This window comes from Thermosynechococcus vestitus BP-1, from assembly GCF_000011345.1.
GTDB classification, from domain to species: domain Bacteria; phylum Cyanobacteriota; class Cyanobacteriia; order Thermosynechococcales; family Thermosynechococcaceae; genus Thermosynechococcus; species Thermosynechococcus vestitus.
Genome location: NC_004113.1, coordinates 1,053,165 through 1,072,651 on the forward strand (window position 1 = coordinate 1,053,165; position 19,487 = coordinate 1,072,651).

The 19,487-nt window shown below is 56.6% G+C and carries 15 protein-coding genes; 4 read left to right on the forward strand and 11 right to left on the reverse strand.

Features of this window, described 5'->3' with window-relative positions:
• The 7 genes from TLL_RS05175 to TLL_RS05205 form a co-directional block, all read right to left on the reverse strand.
• Complete coding sequence (locus TLL_RS05175) at positions 1-378, reverse strand: response regulator transcription factor (protein WP_011056867.1); 378 nt, start codon at positions 376-378, stop codon at positions 1-3.
• Positions 375-1,520, reverse strand: a complete 1,146-nt coding sequence (locus TLL_RS05180; RefSeq protein WP_011056868.1) for a response regulator — start codon at positions 1,518-1,520, stop codon at positions 375-377. Before TLL_RS05180 ends, TLL_RS05175 begins: the two co-directional genes overlap by 4 nt.
• Positions 1,521-2,398: 878 nt before the next feature.
• A complete protein-coding gene (metH, locus tag TLL_RS05185) occupies positions 2,399-5,935 on the reverse strand; it encodes a methionine synthase (protein WP_164921137.1) in 3,537 nt (1,178 codons plus the stop codon).
• 136 nt (positions 5,936-6,071) lie between these two features.
• Entirely contained in the window at positions 6,072-6,740 is a 669-nt protein-coding gene (locus tag TLL_RS05190; protein WP_011056871.1) for a glycoside hydrolase family protein, read from the reverse strand.
• Between the two features lie 10 nt (positions 6,741-6,750).
• Positions 6,751-7,413, reverse strand: coding sequence for an SDR family oxidoreductase (locus TLL_RS05195; RefSeq protein WP_164920805.1), 663 nt, complete (start codon positions 7,411-7,413; stop codon positions 6,751-6,753).
• A 30-nt stretch (positions 7,414-7,443) separates the two neighbouring features.
• Entirely contained in the window at positions 7,444-7,965 is a 522-nt protein-coding gene (locus TLL_RS05200) for a hypothetical protein (RefSeq protein WP_011056873.1), read from the reverse strand.
• Positions 7,965-8,585 carry a flavin prenyltransferase UbiX gene (locus TLL_RS05205; protein WP_164920806.1) on the reverse strand — a complete coding sequence of 207 codons (621 nt, stop codon included), beginning with the start codon at positions 8,583-8,585 and terminating at the stop codon, positions 7,965-7,967. Before TLL_RS05205 ends, TLL_RS05200 begins: the two co-directional genes overlap by 1 nt.
• 103 nt (positions 8,586-8,688) lie before the next feature.
• Between TLL_RS05205 and TLL_RS05210 the strand changes: the two genes are divergently transcribed.
• Entirely contained in the window at positions 8,689-9,192 is a 504-nt protein-coding gene (locus TLL_RS05210) for a hypothetical protein (protein ID WP_164920807.1), read from the forward strand.
• Here the strand turns inward: TLL_RS05210 and TLL_RS05215 are convergent.
• Genes TLL_RS05215 through cysH form a run of 3 tightly spaced genes read right to left on the reverse strand, consistent with a single transcriptional unit; the run spans position 9,178 to position 11,695 of the window.
• A complete protein-coding gene (locus TLL_RS05215) occupies positions 9,178-10,053 on the reverse strand; it encodes a polysaccharide deacetylase family protein (protein ID WP_011056876.1) in 876 nt (291 codons plus the stop codon). The genes TLL_RS05210 and TLL_RS05215 overlap by 15 nt on opposite strands.
• Before the next feature lie 24 nt (positions 10,054-10,077).
• Positions 10,078-10,965: a glycine--tRNA ligase subunit alpha gene (gene glyQ / locus TLL_RS05220; RefSeq protein ID WP_164920808.1), complete on the reverse strand. Its 888-nt coding sequence runs from the start codon at positions 10,963-10,965 to the stop codon at positions 10,078-10,080.
• A gap of 4 nt (positions 10,966-10,969) precedes the next feature.
• On the reverse strand, positions 10,970-11,695 hold the full coding sequence (gene cysH / locus TLL_RS05225) for a phosphoadenosine phosphosulfate reductase (RefSeq protein WP_231833836.1): 726 nt from the start codon (positions 11,693-11,695) through the stop codon (positions 10,970-10,972).
• A gap of 205 nt (positions 11,696-11,900) precedes the next feature.
• Here cysH and TLL_RS05230 point away from each other — a divergent pair, with 205 nt between their 5' ends.
• Together TLL_RS05230 and TLL_RS05235 are read left to right on the forward strand one after the other, a co-directional pair.
• Positions 11,901-17,021, forward strand: a complete 5,121-nt coding sequence (locus tag TLL_RS05230; RefSeq protein WP_011056879.1) for a right-handed parallel beta-helix repeat-containing protein — start codon at positions 11,901-11,903, stop codon at positions 17,019-17,021.
• 47 nt (positions 17,022-17,068) lie between these two features.
• Positions 17,069-17,245 carry a hypothetical protein gene (locus TLL_RS05235; protein ID WP_164920809.1) on the forward strand — a complete coding sequence of 59 codons (177 nt, stop codon included), beginning with the start codon at positions 17,069-17,071 and terminating at the stop codon, positions 17,243-17,245.
• Here the strand turns inward: TLL_RS05235 and TLL_RS05240 are convergent.
• Positions 17,199-17,900: a YggS family pyridoxal phosphate-dependent enzyme gene (locus TLL_RS05240; protein ID WP_011056880.1), complete on the reverse strand. Its 702-nt coding sequence runs from the start codon at positions 17,898-17,900 to the stop codon at positions 17,199-17,201. The genes TLL_RS05235 and TLL_RS05240 overlap by 47 nt on opposite strands.
• Positions 17,901-18,017: 117 nt before the next feature.
• Between TLL_RS05240 and TLL_RS05245 the strand changes: the two genes are divergently transcribed.
• A complete protein-coding gene (locus tag TLL_RS05245) occupies positions 18,018-19,487 on the forward strand; it encodes a hypothetical protein (protein WP_165442181.1) in 1,470 nt (489 codons plus the stop codon).

The window sequence follows — 19,487 nt, forward strand, 5'->3', positions numbered from 1 at the left end:
TCATTGAGGCAAGGGAGGCAAGTACTCGTTAATGGTTGCAATGAAATCTTCTGGTTCAAAGGGTTTGGTGATGTAGGCATTCCCCCCCTGACGCAATGCCCAAAAACGATCAAAGTCCTGATCCTTAGAGGAGCAAAAGATAATCGGCACCGTCTTGAGGAGGGAATTCGCCCGTACTTCGCGGCAGAGTTCAAAGCCATTGGCTCCTGGCATCACAATATCGAGCACAATCAAATCCGGTGGCTGATGCGTAGCCAACCATTCCATGGCTTTTTCCGCTGTTTGGGCCACATGGGCCTGGTGTCCCAATTTCTCTAAAATTGAGACAATCAGGGTTTGCTCTGTGCGGGAATCCTCAATGACGAGCACCTGCTTCATGAATGACTCTCCATTGCTGCAGTCTGAGTAAATCGCTCCGCTAACGATAGTAACTCCTGTGGGGTAAAGGGCTTGGTTAAATAGTCCGTCGCCCCCACCATCCGTGCGCGAATCCGATCCACGAGCCCGTCGCGCCCTGTGAGCATCACTACTGGTACATCCTTAAGGGCTTCTGTTTGCCGCAGTTGACGGCATAGCTCATAGCCATCCATTTCTGGCATCGAGATATCCATCAAGACTAAGTTAGGCTTCGTGTCATTAAGGGCACTGAGGGCATGGGTTGGTTGCATCAAACCGAGTACCCGATAACCACAGGTCTCCAAAATGAGGCGGACATTGCGCTGAATGGTGCGGCTGTCGTCAATACAAGCCACGATGGGGCGAGTATCACTGGTGGGGCCAGTGTAGGGGTCCTGGCCAATCAAACCATTGACTAGGGCGGGTTGCAGTAACTGAGCAGTAGCGATCGCCTCCATGCGCAACTGAGTCGCCACTTCATAGAGTACGGGTTTGTGCTCCAAGAGTTGAGGCAAGGCAGCGGCAATATTGCGGCCATAGTCCATTGGCCACAGATCAGCGGGAACTCGCTCGGTTGTGGTTAGCACCAGTCGTTGCAGCGGCGAGTTCAAATAGGTGCGCACCTGTACTGCTTGGGTAATCGCCTGCCGCAGTTGACTCAGAGTCTCCTTGATCGGCACACAGAGAACCAAGTGCTCAAGACCCGCCACCTGCTCCATCTGCAACGTGGCTTGGGGCATGGCAAAGATATGAACCAGTGCTTCTTGACTAAAGAGAAAGAGTAGCTTACGCAATTGGGGCAGGGTCAATTGTCCCTGTTGCCAAAGACGACAGAGATACTGATACTCCGTTTCATCGGTTGCTAGTGTGGTGCTGAGTTGAGGACAATAGCGTTGACACAGGTAGTTGAAGCGTTCCTGATGCCCAACAGTGCTATTGGCGTAATGCAGTTGACCATTGCCCACGTACAGGTTCCAGCCGATGGAGGGGTCCCTCGGATCGGTAAAGGTTAAGTGACCGGAGAGGCGATCGCCAATCACCTTCTGAATCACCCGTGCTGGAAATGCCAATGCTTTGTTGCCCACTTGCGCTACTGAACTTGACGTAGGTGTGCTTGCTGTCATAGAAATTGTTCCTCTGACAATCCGATAGATATCTGAATCAGCAATAGACAACCGCCGCTTTAAAAGTCTATAAATTTTTGATATCTTTAGGGTCAGAAATGGAAGACACCCAATGCTAAAACTTGGAGCTTATTGTCTAAGGTAGGGCTCTTTGATTACCCCTGTGATTAGGATTGAACAAAAACAAAACAGTGAAAACTGTTTTTGGACGCGTTCACATCCTCTGTCGTGAGGCAATACCTTAGAAAAAAACTGTAGCAAGTCTAATGTTTGGAATCATTCCCCCAACCTGTATATCTTTCAGTATTTTTGCTGTATCTTACATTTTAAAGCTCATGCCTTCCCAAAAAATGTATCCCGCTTAACATTTTTTGACGTTCCCTATTAGGATGCTTCAACACTCCATAGATTTTTCCTGATGTCCCGCCTTGAATGGTTGACCAACCTATTCCCGCTTTGGGTACTGCTCACAGCCATTGTGGCGCTACTATATCCACCCCTATTTTTGTGGGTCAGTAGTGACCTCATTGTCTGGATCCTGATGACTGGGTTCTGGCAAGGCGGGAAAGATCAACCACTCCATCCCCACAGATCACGGATCAAAGGGGACCGTCAACCCGCCAAGATCACCCGACAACAGGTGATCCCGAGGGGATCAGGGGGCTGGGAGTTCACCTAGAACCCGTAGAAGTGCCCCAGGTCTCTGCCCGCGTTGAGGGACTGGACCACAAGTGCTCAAACTCAAAAATACTGGCGACGACATTGAGAGACCACTGGGGGTTGCCAGTGGCCTTGACCGGCACCAGCGGCAGCTAGTCCTCAAAGAAGTGCTCCCCCAACAGGGTTTTCGCTGCGATGGGCCCAAGGCAAGCTGGGGCTTAGACGCTGAAATACTTGGCGGTGGGATGGTAGCAGATGATGGCTGTCGTGGATTGCTCAGGGTAGAGTTGTTCGCTTTCGTCCATGTACATCCCCATGCGATCGCTCTCAAGGAGTCGCAGTTGCGTATATTGGTCCTGCATATTGGGGCAGGCAGGATAACCAAAGCTATAGCGGGAGCCTTGGTAGCGCTGGGCAAGAATATCGCGAATGGACTCCGGATCAGGGGTGCAGCCCAACTCGCGGCGAATACGGGCATGACACCACTCGGCGAGGGCTTCGGCCGTTTGCACCGCCATCCCGTGGAAGTAGAGGTAATCACTGTATTGATTGGCGGCAAATAGCTCCTGCGCCACTTGGGTGGCAATTTCACCAACGGTGACGGCCTGCATGGGAAAGACATCAATGATGCCCGATTCCACAGGAGCAAAGAAGTCAGCAATACACAGACGACGGCCACCCTTTTGGCGGGGGAAGGTAAACTGGGCGATCGCTCGCTCAGGGACCCAGGCATCCTTATCCCCTAGGGGATCATAGATATAGACAGTGTTGCCCTCACTTTGGCAGGGGAAGTAGCCATAAATCAGTTCAGGATGGAGCAGGTTTTCAGCAAGGATGCGCTGTTTCCACGCCTCAAGGATAGGGTAGACTTTCTCGGCAAGGAAGGCGTCGTAGGTGGCACGGTCTTGATCCTTGGGTTTACGAAACTGCCATTGACCTGCAATCAGGGCTTGGAGATCCAGATAGGCAAAGACCTCAGAAAGTGGAATCTGATCCGGCTTGAGGTGACGAATGCCCCAGAAGGGGGGTGTGGGGCGGGGAATATCCACAGCAACGGCTTCAGAGCGGCGGGTATCCACCACTTCTGGCGTTTCAGGTTCAGGAACTGCGGTGGGTTCGAGGGCGATCGCCCTTGGGCTTGGGGTGGAGATCGTTGTACCATCCAAAAATCCTTGGCGATCGTCCCACTGACCTGCGGCCTTTGCACTCATTAGCCGATCCATAAAATGCAAATCGGCGAAGGCATCCTTGCCGTAGATCACTTGACCGTGGTAAGTGGACTGGCAATCCTCATAGACAAATTTGGGTGTGAGGGCAGCTCCCCCCAAAATTACGGGAACGGTAATGCCCCGCTCATTAAAGACCTCGAGATTTTCCTTCATAAAGGCGGTGGATTTGACCAGGAGACCACTCATGGCAATGCAGTCGGCCTGATGCTCCTCATAGGCCTGGATGATATTTTCCACGGGTTGCTTAATCCCCAAGTTAATCACGCGATAGCCGTTGTTGGTGAGGATAATATCCACCAAGTTTTTACCAATATCATGGACATCCCCCTTCACCGTAGCAATAACGACGGTGCCCTTGGCAGTGTCGCCAGTGGCGGATTTTTCCATAAAGGGTTCGAGGTAGGCCACAGCGGCCTTCATCGTTTCTGCCGACTGCAAAACAAAGGGAAGCTGCATCTGCCCAGAGGCAAAGAGTTCGCCCACCACCTTCATGCCGTCGAGCAGGAATGTATTGATAATTTCAAGGGGGGCATAGGTTTCAAGAGCTTGGGCCAGGGTGTCCTCGAGGCCAAGGCGATCGCCATCAATAATGTGGCGTTTGAGCCGCTCCTCAATGGGCAGGTTTTCCACTTGGGAGCGATTCTGTTTGGCGCTCTTGCCCTCAAATAGACGGGTCAGTTCCGCAAGGGGGTCATAGACACAGACGTCCCCCTCAAATCGCCGTCGGTCGTAGATGAGATCACGGCAGACCTGCTGCTGCTCTGGCTCAATTTTAGCCAAGGGCAGAATCTTAGCAGCACTGACGATGGCCGCATCCATGCCTGCTTGTATGGCCTCGTGGAGAAACATGGAGTTGAGGACTTGGCGGGCTGCTGGATTTAAGCCAAAGGAGATATTGGAAACCCCCAGCAGAATATGACAGCCGGGGAGTTCAGCGCGAATTCGCCGAATGGCCTCAATGGTTTCTCGACCATTGCCCCGATCCTCTTCAATCCCTGTGGAAATTGGCAGTGCTAGGGGGTCAAAGAAAATTTCCCAGGGGGGAATGCCGTAGTCAAGGGCTGCCCTATAGGCCCGTTGGGCAATGGCAAACTTTTTTTCAGCTGTTCGTGCCATCCCCTCTTCATCAATGGTGCCGATGACCACGCCGGCGCCGTAGGTTTTTGCCAGTTCCAGGACCTTATAAAAGCGAGGTTCACCATCCTCAAAGTTCGTGGAGTTCAGCAAGCACTTGCCCCCGGCCACCTTCAGACCCGCTTCCATCTTTTGCCATTCAGTGGAGTCGAGCATCAGGGGCAGCGTTACGTTGGTTACCAGCCGCGATACCAACTCGCGCATATCCCGCACACCGTCGCGACCCACATAGTCCACGTTGACATCCAGGATGTGGGCACCTTCGCGCACTTGGGCACGGGCAAGGGCAACGAGACCATCCCAATCTTCGGCATTGAGGAGATCGCGGCATTTTTTGGAGCCACTGGCATTGAGTCGCTCACCAATGATCAGGAAAGAATTCTCTTGGTCATAGGGCTGAGGACTGTAGATGGAGGCGGCAGCGGGAATCCGTTGGGGCGATCGCGCCTTGGGGGTCAGGGTCGCTGCAATCTCCGCAAGAGCCGCAATATGATCCGGGCGCGTGCCACAGCAGCCGCCAATCACTTGTACCCCAAAGTCTTCGACAAAGCGGGTCAGGGCCAGCCGCAATTCCATCGGCGTCAGTTTGTAGTGGGCATGACCACCGATGTTTTCCGGTAAGCCGGCATTGGGAATACAGGAAATGACAAAGGGGGAGTGTTGCGCAAGGTAGCGGATGTGCTCCGTCATCAAATCGGGGCCGGTGGCGCAGTTGAGACCCAAAATATCAATGGGATAGGGTTCCAGAATCGTTAGGGCAGCGCCAATTTCCGAGCCAACCAGCATCGTGCCCTGCTGCTCCATCGTCACAGAGACCATCAGGGGGCGGCGTTCTCCCCGCTCCTGAAAGACAGCCATCACCCCATTGAGGGCTGCTTTAATTTGCAGTACATCTTGGCAGGTTTCAATGATAAAGAGATCCACCCCGCCGTCAAACAGACCAGCAGCCTGTTCGCGAAAGGCCCTGTAGAGGGTGTCGTAGTCAATGTGGCCAAGGGTGGGCAGTTTAGTCCCCGGTCCCATGGAGCCGGCAACGAAGCGGGGCTTTTCGGGGGTGCTAAATTCAGCGGCCACGGATTTGGCGAGCTCAGCGGCTGTTTTGCTGATTTCGTAGGCGCGATCGCCCAAATTGTATTCACTAAGAACAATTGAGGAGGAGCCAAAGGTATTCGTTTCAATGACATCGGCGCCTGCTGCCAAAAAATCGCGATGCACCTTGGCCACCGGCTCTGGCTGACTAATGACCAGATATTCGTTGCAGCCTTCGTACTCCTTGCCACCAAAATCCTCTGCCGTCAGGTTTTGTGCCTGAAGATTTGTACCCATTGCGCCATCAAAGACAATGACACGACGAGGTTCTGCATGGAGATACTCAAGAAACGACATAGACATCCACCAAGGCCAGCCGATTTGCACCAGAGGGTTCTTTTGATTTTAATCTGTGGGAGCAGGGGAAAGCTGTTTCGTCACTGAGTGCATTGCAAGACCAGAATGAGCCATTGGGGTAGCCACCGGCGGAGAAAGTGAACTAGGGCAATGGGCTCCTCCCCGCAGATTCGGCGGTCTGGAAGGTGGCTAATTCTTGAGCCAACAATTGCTGGTAAATCTCTTCGAGGTGGGGCGTGATCAGGTTGCTCTCCATGCCATAGCCCAGACTGGTCCATGTATCCGACAGTAGGGCAAAGACCTCCTGTACTCGGCCTTCCCGCAGGAGTTGGGGAATATCGGCATTCCAGGCGGCAGGATCCGTGAGCCAGCGATAGACCACCTGATCTTGATACTCTGGGGCAAAGCTATAGTCCTGCCAAAACCAGCTTGGCGGTTGGGGATGGTAGCGGGCGGCTTTTTCTTGCCAAGTGGTGGTGAGAAATTGATAGCGGCCGGCGGCGGTGGTGCACAGGTGCGGATTGGCACCTCGGCGAATGGGAATGCAGCGATCCGGATGCTGGCTCAGGTCTTGGACGTGCTCTCCCCCATAGAGGAGCGTGTAGGGATTGGCATCATTGGCTTCACTGGCAGAAATGGTGCGCATCAGGGCCCGTACATAGGGATCCCCCCCCTGCATCACTAAGGGGGCAATTGAACTCCGCTGCCAGCGGTACCAATACCACCAAAGAGCACTTGAGCGCGTCCCCAAAGAGAAATAGCCTATGGTCACTAGACCAGCGATCGCCCCCAACCAACGGGAAAAGCGCATCAACTTATCCTCACATCGCCGCAACTGAGCGGAATAACTCTGGATAGGCCACTGGCGTCTGATCGGGACGGTTCACCACCTCAAAGATTTTGTTGTAGGCACTTGGCTCGCCCAAGGCTGCCACACAGATTTCTGCCACCCGCGATCGCGGGATACTGCCCTCAAAGAGGGTATCTGCTCGGGCAATGATCGGAAAGCCGCCGTCATCGGTTTCCTTCAGACCCCCTGGCCGCACAATCGTGTAAGTTAAACCGCTTTCCTGGAGATAACGTTCTGCCTGCTGCTTCCAATACAAAATCAGCCAAAAAAGATTCAGGGGATGGAAAAATTGCGAGACACATAGCGACGAGACAAGGATAAACTGCTGTACTTGGGTGGCTTTGGCGGCATCCACGAGATTTTTGGTGCCCAGATAATCGACACTCAGGGGTTCTAGGGGGTTCAGGTTAGGGCTAGCGCCCGTGGCACAAATCACTGCCTCGCAATCTTTAAGGGCAGGGGGAAGGGTCTGGGGTTGGGTGACATCGGCAATACGAATCTCGACCGTTGGCCAGCGCCCTTGGGCTTTGGCGGGGTTACGCACAACGGCGATCGCCTGATGCTCCGATGATTGTAGGGCACTCACAATTCGCTGACCGGTGCGGCCTGTCGCACCAACCACTGCAACCTTCACAGCAGCTCCCTCCGATGGCAACACGTTTGATCATAGGGGAATATCCCAGTCTTCTTCATCCTCAGGGGGATTGTCTTTGGCGGGCGGCGGTGTCAGAATGCGGTATTCAGCGTCCACAACTTGAGGGGGAGGCGGGGGGGCTTTGGCAGTTGCTTTGCGGGAAGGACGATATTGATATGAGTAGGTGGTGGGGGGGCGATCTTGAATGTCTGGTTGGCGGGGGGCTGGCTCTGGCTCGCTAAACCAATCCTCGACGTTGCTGGTATCCATCTCTGGCTCCTCCTGCGGCGGACGCATTGAGGCATCCCCTTCAGGTTCAGGGGGTTGCGATCGCGGGGTTGGCCGCGCCACTGGGGCCTGTGTTTCTGGGGTTAGCCAGAGTAAACACTGGCCAGCGACGATCCCTGAAAGGGCGGCCACCACAATCCAAGCGGCAAGGGGCAGTGCCGGGGTTTGCTGTCCTAAAAAGCGCAGGGAGACCACCGGCTGCCAATTTTGGATAGCCAGTGTTGTGAGCAGGGCGATCGCCCCCCAATAAATCCAAGGGCGCATTAGGAAAGGGGTCCTTGCCAACGTTGCAGAGGCACACAATCCAACCCTAACTGATCAAGGGCACGGGCGATCACAAAATCCACTAAGTCTTCAATGGTCTGCGGCCGGTGATACCATGCAGGGATGGCGGGTACAATGCGCGCCCCAGCCATTGCCAGTTGGGTCAGGTTTTGCAGATGAATGAGACTAAAGGGGGTTTCGCGGGGCACCAGCACCAGTGGACGGTGCTCCTTGAGGTGGACATCCGCCACCCGCTCTAGGAGATCGGAACTCAGGCCTGCCGCTAACTTGGCTACTGTGCTCATACTACAGGGGAGAATCACCATGCCCAGGGTGCGAAAGGAACCGCTGGCGATCGCTGCTGCCACATCTGTTGGCCGATGGCAGGTGAGGCAACCTTCCCAAACTTGGGCCTGTTCGCGCCAAAACAGTTCCTGCTTATCGGGCTGAGTCGGCAGGGTGAGGCCATATTCTGCCCGCCACACTTGATGCGCCGCCTTCGATGCCACTAGTTGAATAGGATAGTTCGCTTGTAATAGAAATTTAATGGCACGCACTGCATAAATGAGACCAGAGGCACCCGTTACACCCAACACAATTGGCAAAGAAGAGGAGGTCACAACCGCAATCACCAAACAAAACCGTTATAAGGTTAACAAAGTTGGGGCAACTGCCCCGTTTTCATGCTCTGCAATCTCCCCCAACAGGACGTGGTAAATGCCCATGACAGCTCCTGATCCGCCATTTTCTTCCCCCAGTGAGTGGGCAGTAATCTCTCCGGAAGTGCTCGGGGAGTTATTTGATGCGGCCCTGTTGGAGGGACTCGTGAGTAGTGAAACCCCGGACTTAGAAGCCCTGTTTCAGGATTTGACCCCGCTGGATCTCAAACCCGCTGCGATCGCCCCCGAACAGTGGCAACAACTGCAAGCTCAGCACCAGCAAATTACCCGGCACCTTGAGGAAACCCTGACGTACCTGGCCAAGGTGAAAGCCTTGGCCTATCAGCTTCAGGCCGTGGCCAGTGAGTTTGTGCCCACCCCCAAGTATTGGCGCCGCCAAGCGCCCCCTCCCCATCCCTTGGAATATCTCACGGCTGAACTCCTGCGGGCGATCGCTGACACCCAAGCCAGCTTAGAACCAATCTATGAACCCCTGAATCAACTGGGAGAAACCCTCAATGGTACCTCGACGCCCCAGATTAATGAATTTCCCCTAGGGCCGCAGTGAGGGGGCATGTGGTGGCTGCAATTGCCGTTGACTGCCACTCGGAGGGCTCGGCGTCAGCTCAGGCGTGGGCGGACCTGCTGGGCTCGGTGTCGGCGTGATGATCGGTTGAGGGGTGGGTGTCGGTTCAGGCTTGGGTGGGGGGGTTTTCACTGCCAGTTGCAGCAGTTCCGGCACCGTGACAAAGCGATAACCTTTTTGTCGCAGGCGATGAATGAGGGTGGGGAGGGCTTTGCGGGTCGTGGCGCGATCGCCGCCGCCATCGTGGAGCAAAATAATACTACCCGGTTTCACTGCCTTGAGGGTGCGCTCAACAATTTCCGCTGCGGTGGTGTTGGGGCGGGTGTCGTGAGGATCCACCGACCACAGGATAATGGCGTAGTTTTTTGACTGCGCATAATCCACTAGCCCTGTGGTCAAATTGCCCCCCGGTGGCCGAAAAAGGCGGGTTTGCGCTTGGCTTTGCTTGGCAATCAGGGCAGAGGTGTTTTCAATTTCCTGCTTGGCAACTTTAGGGTCAACGGGTTTGTAGGGATGACTCCAACTATGATTGCCAACGGCATGACCCGCTTTGACAATGTCAGCAATGACATCGGGGTACATGAGGGCGTGCTTGCCAAGGATAAAGAATGTGGCCTTGACCTCCTCCTGCTTGAGAATTTGCAGAACCTGGCGAGTTGAGGCTCCCCAAGGACCATCATCAAAGGTGAGGGCCACCACTTTTTCGGGCTGCAGCGGTTTGACCTGATGGACCAACTGCCCCCAAAACTTTCTCGGACTCACAAAGCGTGGCCCATCCGCTGCCAGCGTTGCCGATGCTGCAAGCACGCTTAAGACCACCAACAGGAGCCATTGCCGTCCCATGGCTGCTCCTTAGAGAAGGGTGACTTAGGGGGCGATCGCCGCCGGCTCCTTCAGCAGTGGAAACCCCAGAGCCTCCCGTTGTTGGACATAGGCTTGGGCAACCCGCCGGGCCAATCCGCGAATGCGACCAATGTAGCGCGTGCGCTCTGCCACCGAAATGACGCCGCGGGCATCCAGCAGGTTAAAGGTGTGGGAACACTTGAGCACATAATCCAAACTGGGCAGTACCAACTGCTTTTCTAGAAGCTGCTCCGCCTCCTGCTGGTAGAGACTAAAAAGCGTGAACAATCGTTCCGGGTCGGAGGCTTCAAAGTTGTAGGTGGATTGCTCAATTTCCCCTTGGAGATGGACATCGCCATAGGTGAGGGTAGAGTTCCATCGGATACTGGCGATCGCATCCACCTCCTGGAGGTACATGGTCAACCGTTCTAGGCCGTAGGTAATTTCAATGGAGACCGGCCGACAATCCAGACCACCGCACTGCTGGAAGTAGGTAAACTGGGTCACTTCCATGCCATCTAGCCACACCTCCCAGCCTACCCCCCACGCGCCGACGGCAGCATCCTCCCAGTTGTCTTCGACAAAGCGAATGTCATGATCTTGGGGGCGAATGCCAAGGGCGCGCAGTGACTCCAAATAGATCTCTTGGATATTGTCGGGAGAGGGCTTAATCAGCACTTGGTACTGGTAGTAGTACTGATAGCGGTTGGGATTCTCGCCATAGCGGCCATCCGCTGGTCGCCGACAGGGTTCGACATAGGCCACTGCCCAAGGTTCAGGGCCGAGGGCCCGCAAAAAGGTATGGGGGCTTTTGGTACCGGCGCCTTTTTCCACATCGTAGGGCTGAGCAATCAGGCATCCCTGAGCCGCCCAAAATTGGTGCAGTGTTGCAATAACGTCCTGAAAGTACATCGGCTTAGATGTGAATCCCGCACTCGGTTTTGCCCATGCCGCGCCAGCGACCGGCCCGTTCATCTTCCCCCTCGGCGATAGGGGTGGTGAGGGGCTCATCGCCAATGCTGGCATAGCCGCGATCGTGGAGGGGATTGTAAATCACCCCGTGCTCCATCACATAGGCCCAAGTTTGTTTCCGTGTCCAAGCAGCAAGGGGATTAATTTTCAGACGACCCTCTTTGTCCAGTTCCACATAGGGCATATTGGCACGGGTGAGCGCTTGATCGCGACGCCGGCCGGTAATCCAAGCCACAGTATGCAGTTCTGCCAAGCCCCGTTGCAGCGGTTCAATTTTAGTGAGATGGTGAAACTGCTCAACATTGGTTTCCCAAAGTTTGTCGCCATAGCGGGCAGCAAAGGCTTCGCGGCTGTCAACATCAGGGATTTTGTAGGTGCGCAAATCCAGACTGTATTTTTCCTTGGCCTGCTGCACAAATGCTAGGGTCTCGGCAAAGTGATGGAGCGTGTCCAAAAAGAGAACGGGCACCGGTGGATTGGGGCGCAGATCACGGTACAGCAGATCTGTAATCACCATGTCATCTACGTTAAAGGCACTGGTCTGCACCAGCCCCTGGGGAATTTCTGTGACGGCCCATGCCAAAATGTCACGGGGATGTGCCCCTTCAAAGCGTTGGTTGAGGGCATCGAGGTCAAAGCTTACGGAGGCAGCCATAGGCGGTGTTAGCATGGTTTTAGAAAACATCCTTTAGCTTACCAATAAAACCACATCAACATTGCGCTCATCCCAACGGCAATTGATGAATGAAGACCACACCGCAGATAGGCCGCATTTGCCCTGATCCTATCCTGGCCAAGCAGCAGGCAACCCAGACGCCGCCCAAAAACCACCCCTGAAGCCCCCAGACAAAAGCAGTGCCAGTGTAGCGTTAACCATGACCTCGCCCCTTTCCAGTGCGACCTTGAACCAACTGACCCCATTGCTGGGTAGCCTAGCTCGGCTGGTCGCCCGCGGCTCACCCCTCAACAACCGGCAGTTGCAGACCCTCCTCCTGGGCGTTGATCTGGAAGAAGACCCCGCCGCCCTAGCGGAACTCCAGCGCTGGGGACAATTGCTGACACAACTGCACCAGAACCCCTCCGAGGACAACCGCCACGCCACCGTAGAAGCCTTAATGCTGCGCGGCCTAGGGGAAGCTGCGGTATTACTGGCCGTGGACACCGTTGCCGGCCGAGCCACCGAAACAGCCCCCCCCTCATCCCAAAGCCAACGTCTGAGGGCAAGCGTGGCCAGGTTAGACCTAGGAATGCTTGCCCCCGGCCAGAGGGCAACAGCCGAGTTTGAAGTGACCGGGGGCCCTGGGCAAATCGTCGTCGAGAGCAGCCAAGTGCAGGTGAGCCCCCAACAGTTCGGAGCCGGGACCACCCGCATTCAGGTGGTAGTGAAGCCCCTGAGGTCTGGCGTCGTGTGGACACCGCTGCGGCTAGTGACAGCCAGGGAGACCCTAGAGGTGCCCCTAGTGGTGCAGTGGTCAGATTTCCAGACGGCACCGGCAGGCCTGGTGGTTGCCCCCGATGGCAGCGGTGACTTTCGCACGCTGGCAGAAGCAGTACAGAGCGTCTCAGCCGGCGCCACCCTCTACCTGAAGGCCGGCACACATCGCCTGGAGCATCCCTTGACCATTGATAAAGCGCTCACACTGATCGGGGAGGGCATGGAAACCACCCGCATCGTTTGTGAGGGCGAAGGGTGGGTTGTGAAGTTTGCAGGGGAGGGGCTGTTCAGTGCCAGCGACATTGCCTTTGTGCACGAAGGCAGCGGCTGGGCCGATGTGGTTGAGGTGAATAGGGGTGAGATATCCTTTGTGCGCTGCCGCTTCAGCGGTGGCGTGCGGGATGTGGTCAATAAGCGCGGCGGGGATGGCCTGTGGCTAGGTGGAACCGTCACAGGACTGGTGAGCAACTGCCAGGCCACGGGAAATCAGTGGGTAGGCATCCGGGTCTGCGAGCAGGCGCAACCAACCCTGGAGGGCAACACCTGCCAGGAGAATAAGGGGAGCGGCATCGCCTACTTTGGTAGGGCAGCAGGCATCGCCCGCCAGAACACCTGCAGCAATAACGAGTCCTGCGGCATCTATGTGCGCGAGCAGGCGCAGCCAACCCTGGAGGGCAACACCTGCAAGGAGAACAAGGAGTGCGGCATCGCCTACGTTGGCAGTGCAGGGGGCATCGCCCGCCAGAACACCTGCAGCAGCAATGGGGACCATGGCATCTATGTGTGCTTGTACGCGCAACCAACCCTGGAGGGCAACACCTGCCAGGGGAACAACAAGTGCGGCATCGCCTACGTTGACAGTGCAGGGGGCGTGGCTCGCCAGAACACCTGCAGCGACAATGGGAAGCAGGGCATCTATGTCGACCAGCGAGCGCAACCAACCCTGGAGGGCAACACCTGCCAGGGGAACAACAAGTGCGGCATCGCCTACGTTGGCAGTGCAGGGGGCGTGGCTCGCCAGAATACCTGCAGCGACAATGGATGCGGCATTATTGTGGGCCAGCAAGCGCAGCCAACCCTGGAGGGCAACACCTGCCAGGGGAACAAGTTGAACGGCATCGCCTACGTTGGCAGTACAGGGGGCATCGCCCGCCAGAACACCTGCAGCGACAATGAGTACCATGGCATCGAGTTGGGCGAGCAGGCACAACCAACCCTGGAGGGCAACACCTGCCAGGGGAACAAGAGGAGCGGCATCGCCTACGTTGACAGTGCAGCGGGCATCGCTCGCCAGAATACCTGCAACGACAATGGATGCGGCATTGTTGTGGGCGAGCAAGCGCAGCCAACCCTGGAGGGCAACACCTGCCAGGGGAACAAGTTGAACGGCATCGCCTACGTTGGCAGTACAGGGGGCATAGCTCGCCAGAACACCTGCAGCAATAACGAGTCCTGCGGCATCTATGTGGGCGAGCAAGCGCAACCAACCCTGGAGGGCAACACCTGCCAGGGGAACACGTGGAGCGGCATCGCCTACGTTGGCAGTGCAGGGGGCATCGCCCGCCAGAATACCTGCAGCAATAACGAGTCCTGCGGCATCGATGTGGGCGAGCAGGCGCAACCAACCCTGGAGGGCAACACCTGCCAGGGGAACGAAGGCACCGGCATCGCCTACTTTGGCAGTACAGGGGGCATCGCTCGCCAGAACACCTGCAGTGGCAATGAGTTCGGCATTATTGTGGGCCAGCAAGCGCAGCCAACCCTGGAGGAGAACGCCTGCCAGGGGAACAAGGAGTGCGGCATCGCCTACGTTGACAGTGCAGGGGGCGTGGCTCGCCAGAACACCTGCAGCGGCAATGGGAAGCAAGGCATCTATGTGGGCGAGCAGGCACAACCAACCCTAGAGGACAACACCTGCCAGGGGAACAAGCAGTGCGGCATCGCCTACCGTGAACGTGCATCAGGCATCGCTCGCCAGAATACCTGCAGCAATAACGAGTCCTGCGGCATTCTTGTGGAGGAGGAGGCGCAACCAACCCTGGAGGGCAACACCTGCCAGGGGAACGAAGACACCGGCATCGCCTACTTTGACAGTGCAGGGGGCGTGGCTCGCCAGAACACCTGCAGCGACAATGGGAAGCAGGGCATCTATGTCGACCAGCGAGCGCAACCAACCCTGGAGGGCAACACCTGCCAGGAGAACAAGGGAAGCGGCATCGTCTACGTTGGCAGTACAGGGGGCATCGCTCGCCAGAACACCTGCAGTGGCAATGAGTTCGGCATTATTGTGGGCCAGCAAGCGCAGCCAACCCTAGAGGAGAACGCCTGCCAGGGGAACAAGGAGTGCGGCATCGCCTACGTTGACAGTGCAGGGGGCGTGGCTCGCCAGAACACCTGCAGCGGCAATGGGGACCATGGCATCTATGTGGGCGAGCAGGCACAACCAACCCTGGAGGGCAACACCTGCCAGGGGAACAACAAGTGCGGCATCGCCTACGTTGGCAGTGCAGGGGGCATCGCCCGCCAGAACACCTGCAGCAGCAATGGGGACCATGGCATCTATGTGGGCGAGCAGGCGCAGCCAACCCTGGAGGGCAACACCTGCCAGGGGAACAACAAGTGCGGCATCGCCTACGTTGACAGTGCAGGGGGCATCGCTCGCCAGAACACCTGCAGCGGCAATGAGTACCATGGCATCTATGTGGGCGAGCAGGCGCAACCAACCCTGGAGGGCAACACCTGCCAGGGGAACAAGGGGAGCGGCATCGCCTACTTTGACAGTGCAGCGGGCATCGCCCGCCAGAACACCTGCAGCGGCAATGAGCGCCATGGCATCTATGTCAGCGAGCAGGCGCAACCAACCCTGGAGGGCAACACCTGCCAGGGGAACAAGGGGAGCGGCATCGCCTACTTTGACAGTGCAGCGGGCATCGCCCGCCAGAACACCTGCAGCGGCAATGAGGACTATGGCATCTATGTCGTGCGCGCCCAGCCAACCCTGGAGGAGAACACCTGCCAGGGGAACAACAAGTGCGGCATCGCCTACCTCTCTACCGACTTTTTGAGAGATGTTGTTAGGGCACTTATCAACGACTTGCACAGTGCAGAGGGCATCGCTCGCCAGAACACCTGCAGCAATAACGAGTCCTGCGGCATTCTTGTGGAGGAGGAGGCGCAACCAACCCTGGAGGGCAACACCTGCCAGCGGAACAAGGAGAGCGGCATCGCCTACGGTGGCAGCCCAGGGGGCATCGCTCGCCAGAACACCTGCAGCAATAACGAGTCCTGCGGCATTCTTGTGGAGGAGGATGCGCAACCAACCCTGGAGGGCAACACCTGCCAGGGGAACAAGGAGAGCGGCATCGCCTACGTTGGCAGTGCAGGGGGCGTGGCTCGCCAGAATACCTGCAGCGGCAATGAGTACAATGGCATCTATGTGGACTGGAAAGCGCAGCCAACCCTGGAGGGCAACACCTGCCAAGGGAACAAGAAGTGCGGCATCGCCTACTTTGGTAATGCAGGGGGCATCGCTCGCCAGAATACCTGCAGCGGCAATGAGAGGTATGGCATCGGTGTGGGCGAGCAGGCGCAGCCAACCCTGGAGGGCAACACCTGCCAGGGGAACAAGGGGAGCGGCATCGCCTACTTTGGTAATGCAGGGGGCATCGCTCGCCAGAATACCTGCAGCGGCAATGAGTACAATGGCATCGGTGTGGGCAAGCAAGCGCAGCCAACCCTGGAGGGCAACACCTGCCAGGGGAACAAGCAGTGCGGCATCGTCTACGGTGACAGTACAGGGGGCATCGCTCGCCAGAATACCTGCAGCGGCAACGAGTACCATGGCATCCAGTTGGGCGAGCAAGCGCAGCCAACCCTAGAGGGCAACACCTGCCAGGGGAACAACTTGTGCGGCATCGCCTACTTTGACAGTGCAGCGGGCATCGCTCGCCAGAATACCTGCAGCGGTAATGGGGACGATGGCATCTATGTGTGCTTGTACGCACAACCAACCCTGGAGGGCAACACCTGCCAAGGGAACAGGGACTGCGGCATCGCCTACGTTGGCAGTACAGGGGGCATCGCTCGCCAGAATACCTGCAGCGGCAATGAGTACCATGGCATCCAGTTGGGCGAGCAAGCACAGCCAACCCTGGAGGGCAACACCTGCCAGGGGAACAAGGGGAGCGGCATCGACTACGTTGACAGTGCAGGGGGCATCGCTCGCCAGAACACCTGCAGCGGCAATGAGTATCATGGCATCCAGTTGGGCGAGCAGGCACAACCAACCCTGGAGGGCAACACCTGCCAGGGGAACAAGCAAAGCGGCATCGCCTACGTTGGCAGTGCAGGGGGCGTGGCTCGCCAGAACACCTGCAGCGGCAATGAGGGGTATGGCATCGGTGTGGGCGAGCAGGCACAACCAACCCTGGAGGGCAACACCTGCCAGGGGAACAACGATAGCGGCATCTACGTGGCCTTCGCTGCCCGGCCCAGGTTGGGGAACAACCGTTGCCAGGGGAACAGGGGGAAGGATGTGTTAGTTCAATATTTAATATTTTGATGTGATGTGACTTTGGTGCCCTAGGTTTTCCTGATGGCAGTTGCGGCATGGTGGCTGCCCTTACCCTGCAGCCTACTTGGGGTGCCGCCAAACCCTTGGATCGCCCTGGCCAAGCCTACCCTCCATTGAGATCGAGACTCTTCGACAAGCTGCACTACCGCGTCCCTGCCAAGGGGATTACTGCTGCTGAATTTTTAACGCCGATGGGCGATCGCCAAAAATAGCCGTACCAATGCGCACCATCGTTGCACCGGCCTGCACCGCCAGAGGATAGTCTTGGGTCATCCCCATGGAGTACTCCTGCCACCGGAGCTGCTGCCATCCCTTTGTGCTCAGTTCCTCACCCCAAGCCCGCAATTCCTGAAATACTTGCAACTGTTCTGAGGGGGCCAACCCCAAGGGCAGAATGGTCATCAGACCCCAGCAGCGCAGATGGAGGAGAGCATCCAGTTGGGGCAGGGCGGCCTCTAGGTCCGATTTTTCCCAGCCATATTTTTGGGGGTCGGGGCGGAGTTTGACCTGCAGGAGACAGCGGGGACTGGCTGCCCCCCTCTCCTTGAGGAGGGTATCGATCCGCTCGGCCAACTTCCAGCGGTCAACGGTATGAATCCAGTCAAAGAGTTGCAGCGCCTGCCGTACTTTATTCGTTTGCAAATGGCCAATCAGATGCCAGGTAATATCCGTGAGGTCAGCCAATTCAGCGCGTTTGCTGGCAGCTTCCTGCACACGACTTTCGCCAAAATCCCGAATGCCGGCCTCATAGGCAGCACGAATTGCAGCCGCTGGCATGAACTTGCTGACGGCAATTAGGCGGACATGGGGAGGCAGCGTTGATTTGAGGTGGCTGGCGCGATCGCGAATTTCAGCAGCGGATAACACAGGCAATGTCTGGGCAAGGATGCTTTTTGATCGTAAAACCCCGTTGCAAAAAGTGAAACCATGGCAGGATTTTCAGTCTTGTTGGCTAGGCTAGAGGGTAGGATTCAGAACACTGCTATGGCTTTGCCCCTCAAGCTCTCCCTTGGTCTTATTGGTTTACTGGCGCTGGCTCCCCTTTTAGGGGGGGAGTTGCTCTCCCCAGGAAAAAACTTGATGTCCTCCGCCCAAGGTCAACCCCATTGGGGCATTGAATCAACCCCAACGCCACCCCCTCGATCCGATCCCCCACCGCCTATGGCTGACGACGATCGCTACCGCCAAGTGATTGAGCGCACCCGCAGCATGATCGACAACCCAGAGGCGCAGCGCCTTGCCCGGCAGTATGGCCTGAATATTGTTGACCTCACCTGGGAGGACACGGCTCGCTACCACAACTCCGCTGTGGGCCCCAATATCAGCGATATGACGATTCAAATCCAGCAGTACAACCCACGCACCAAGGGGTATGAACTGAGTCTGATGCCAGTGATTCGCTTTCCCAACTTTAGCGATCGCACTGCCGATATTCCCCTCGAACGCTTCTTTATCCTTGTGGGCAATGAAAAGGGCCAGTCGCTGCGGCGGGTCAACCTCAAGGAATTCCTCGGTAACTTCCGCAACTATCTCCACAACCCGCGATCGTGGGCAGGGAATCGTCGCTCCCTTTTGGCGGATCGCGATAGCCATGTGCTGGTGAGTGCCCAAGCCTGCTTCCTACCAATTTCGCCCCAAGGGGAAGCCACCTTTAACCCCGTCCTCTTTAACTACCAGAGCTACGAAAAAAATCCAGCGGTTTTAGCAATTCTCGCCACCCGCCAAGGTACCAGTGCCACCGTCATTGACAACAAACGGGATGCCTTTGCAGCCGGCCAAACCTGGGGACAGCGGTTATTTTTCAACAAGAATGGCGAACGGGCAAGCCTAGTGGGACAACGCGCCAGTGATTTTGGCCGCCGCAGTGGCGGTCGGGAAATACCCTCTGCCCAAGCGGAAGCCGCCGGGATGAATATGGTGATGGTGATCCAAGTGCCCCTGAAGCAAACCCCGCGGCCCCGACCAGCAATGCCCGGCCCTGCTCTGATGGAAGCCGCACCCAGCGTTAGTCGCTCCAATGTGGAGGCAGCAGTAATTAGCTATGGCCGGGTGGAAGGCCCCTTCACTGAAATTGATAACTTGCCCATCGAGCGAGATCCCCGCTTCCCAATCCGTGTGACAGTGCAATTCTATAAAGCGACCGACAATGGCGTTGTCTCTGCTAAGGATATGCGCCACATCAGGGATCAAATTGCCAAAGTCTATAGCAATGCCGATGATGTCGGTAGCCTCGTCATTGATGGTGATAGGGGTCGCCCCACAGAATACACAGGCAGCAAGCAGGAACCCCCCGGCTGGTGGGAAGACTTCTGGCAACGCCACGAACAAAATACGGGTCAAACCCGTGAGGAGGCCCTAGAAATGTTACGGCGATTGCGGGGCAAAGACTGGCTGCCAAGGTCACAACAGGAATTGGAACAGGCACTGAAGGCACTGCAACAGTCGCCCCAATAA